Annotated in this window: 2 protein-coding genes and 1 pseudogene; 2 read left to right on the forward strand and 1 reads right to left on the reverse strand. The window is 42.9% G+C overall.

Annotation, left to right across the window (positions count from 1 at the left end; translation table 11 throughout):
• Positions 1–184: 184 nt before the first annotated feature.
• Entirely contained in the window at positions 185–610 is a 426-nt protein-coding gene (locus tag ACP45E_RS14845; RefSeq protein WP_017037661.1) for a transposase, read from the reverse strand.
• A gap of 75 nt (positions 611–685) precedes the next feature.
• Between ACP45E_RS14845 and ACP45E_RS14850 the strand changes: the two genes are divergently transcribed.
• Positions 686–1411 (forward strand): DUF429 domain-containing protein, encoded by a 726-nt coding sequence (locus ACP45E_RS14850; protein ID WP_017037660.1) that lies wholly within the window; start codon positions 686–688, stop codon positions 1409–1411.
• A gap of 188 nt (positions 1412–1599) precedes the next feature.
• Positions 1600–1834 (forward strand): annotated as a pseudogene (locus ACP45E_RS14855) (IS3 family transposase); the annotation flags it as partial.
• Positions 1835–1903 lie beyond the last annotated feature (69 nt).

The raw sequence follows: 1903 nt of genomic DNA on the forward strand, positions 1-1903 counted from the left end.
TTTTAAGTTAAGTGGTTGTTTATTAGCCGCTTAACAGAGCGCTGACGGATCCCCTCATAATTTCCCCAGTTCTGCATTGTGTGATCCTTTGATATTCGAACATTCCCCATTGGTATTGAGATTCATTAATCTTGTATCGCCGATGATTCCGCACTTCTCTTCCGAGGCGAGGGATTGATAGGACTCAGCGGTGTTTAAGGCTGTTGGCTTGGAAGTCAAAATGCCACTTAGCTTGTACTGCAATTAGTACATTCCACCACATCAAAATTTCAGCGAGCCACGCAATAAGAAGGAGGATATCTAACCGCTTAGTACAACGAGTTCTGTTATGACGAAGCGCGATCCCGTAAGCCGTTCTTTTTAGATCGCGGAATGCCTCTTCTATCTGCATTCGTTTTGCGTAAAGATTGGTCATTTGTACTTCGTTTAAGATATACCGAGGGACATTAGTCCCGAGTAACCAAGGCTCCTTCGCACTGCGTTGGTAAAGATGTGTAGCGGAGTGTTTTTGGCTGGTTTGCTGTAGAATCTGAATATCGCGTATCGTTAGTCCATTTGATTTAAATGTGTGTTTGGCGATATACATTAGATCAAGGGCAGCGATGCGCATCTACCTCATTGTTTTTACAGTTAATTATGAGGGAATTCGCAAAAATTCGGCGTTATGTGCAAGAAAGAGGAAATTATGAAATTAGCAGGAATCGACTTGGCCTGGCAAGGCGATAAGAACCCGTCAGCTATTGCTATAGGGAGCTTAGGTGGAAGTAATCTAATACTCGAACAGCTGGAGCCTGCTATCTTGGGTATGTCCAATATTCTAGAGGTAATCGCTAACCAAAAAGAAATATCTGGGATAGCAATCGATGCTCCTTTGGTAATCAAGAATCAAACTGGGCAAAGAGAGTGTGAGAAATCACTCAGTCGCGATTACGGATCAAGAAAGGCTTCTTGTCACACTTCAAATCTGTCTCTCTATCCTGACGCCTTGAGTGTAAATCTGTCATCATCTTTGCAGTCATTAGGTTACGAGCATTTAGCTTCTGAACTATGGCAAATAGAGTGCTATCCTCATCCTGCCATCATTGAATGCTTTGGCTTGCCAGAAAGACTTAGTTATAAAAAGGGTTGTGTAGCAGATAAAAAAGCGGGTCAAATTAAACTAGCAAGTTTCATAGCGGCTCTTGAACAATCAAGTATTCTATCGCTGAAAATTCCGGAACATGTCAAAGGACTTCTCTCAGCACCTTATATTGAGAACTTAAAAGGTAGAGCCCTCAAAAGTAACGAGGATGCTTTAGATGCAATCGTTTGTTTGTATATCGCGGGGCTATACCAGATTAGAACGTCAAGTGCGACTTATGGTGACGCTGCGCAAGGGTATATATGGGTTCCACAGCAGAAATGCATATAACAAGTTGCTTAAAATTGATTTGAAACGCGTGGCATTTTTACTATGTGTTGCTTTAAGTGTTGAAGGTATTATGCGGAGGCTAAGGTGCTTGAGGCTTCTCGCAGTGGGGGTATATTATTAGATTTATAATCACCAAAAAGTCACTTAACGTTACGATCGCAGCGGGCATTAAGCGCCAGAGCTGAGTGGCAACCCGTAAGTTCAAATGTACGACAGACCGTAAGCATAGGTTTCCTGTTCCCCCCCAAACTTGCCAGATCAAGACGTTATAATGCGACAGCACCAAATAGGCTGTAGATATCACCTATCTAGTGACAAGCGAAGGCTGGATATGTTATCGACCCGTACTCGCGGCAAGTCGTGAGTTGGTCAATGAGTACCAGAATGACCGAAACTCTGGTCTGTGATGCGCTATCAATGGCATGATTCCGCAGCCATGAGTAGCCTAATTATAAGCAGGTTAAAAAATTAGATTTCAGGCTCGAAGCTCGT

The sequence above is a fragment of the Vibrio genomosp. F10 str. 9ZD137 genome (assembly GCF_049974785.1).
Lineage (GTDB): Bacteria > Pseudomonadota > Gammaproteobacteria > Enterobacterales > Vibrionaceae > Vibrio.

Coding starts and splice junctions, on each gene's coding strand:
- ACP45E_RS14845 (WP_017037661.1), bottom strand. CDS start 610: ATGCGCATCGCTGCCCTTGATCTAATGTATATCGCCAAACACACATTT.
- ACP45E_RS14850 (WP_017037660.1), top strand. CDS start 686: ATGAAATTAGCAGGAATCGACTTGGCCTGGCAAGGCGATAAGAACCCG.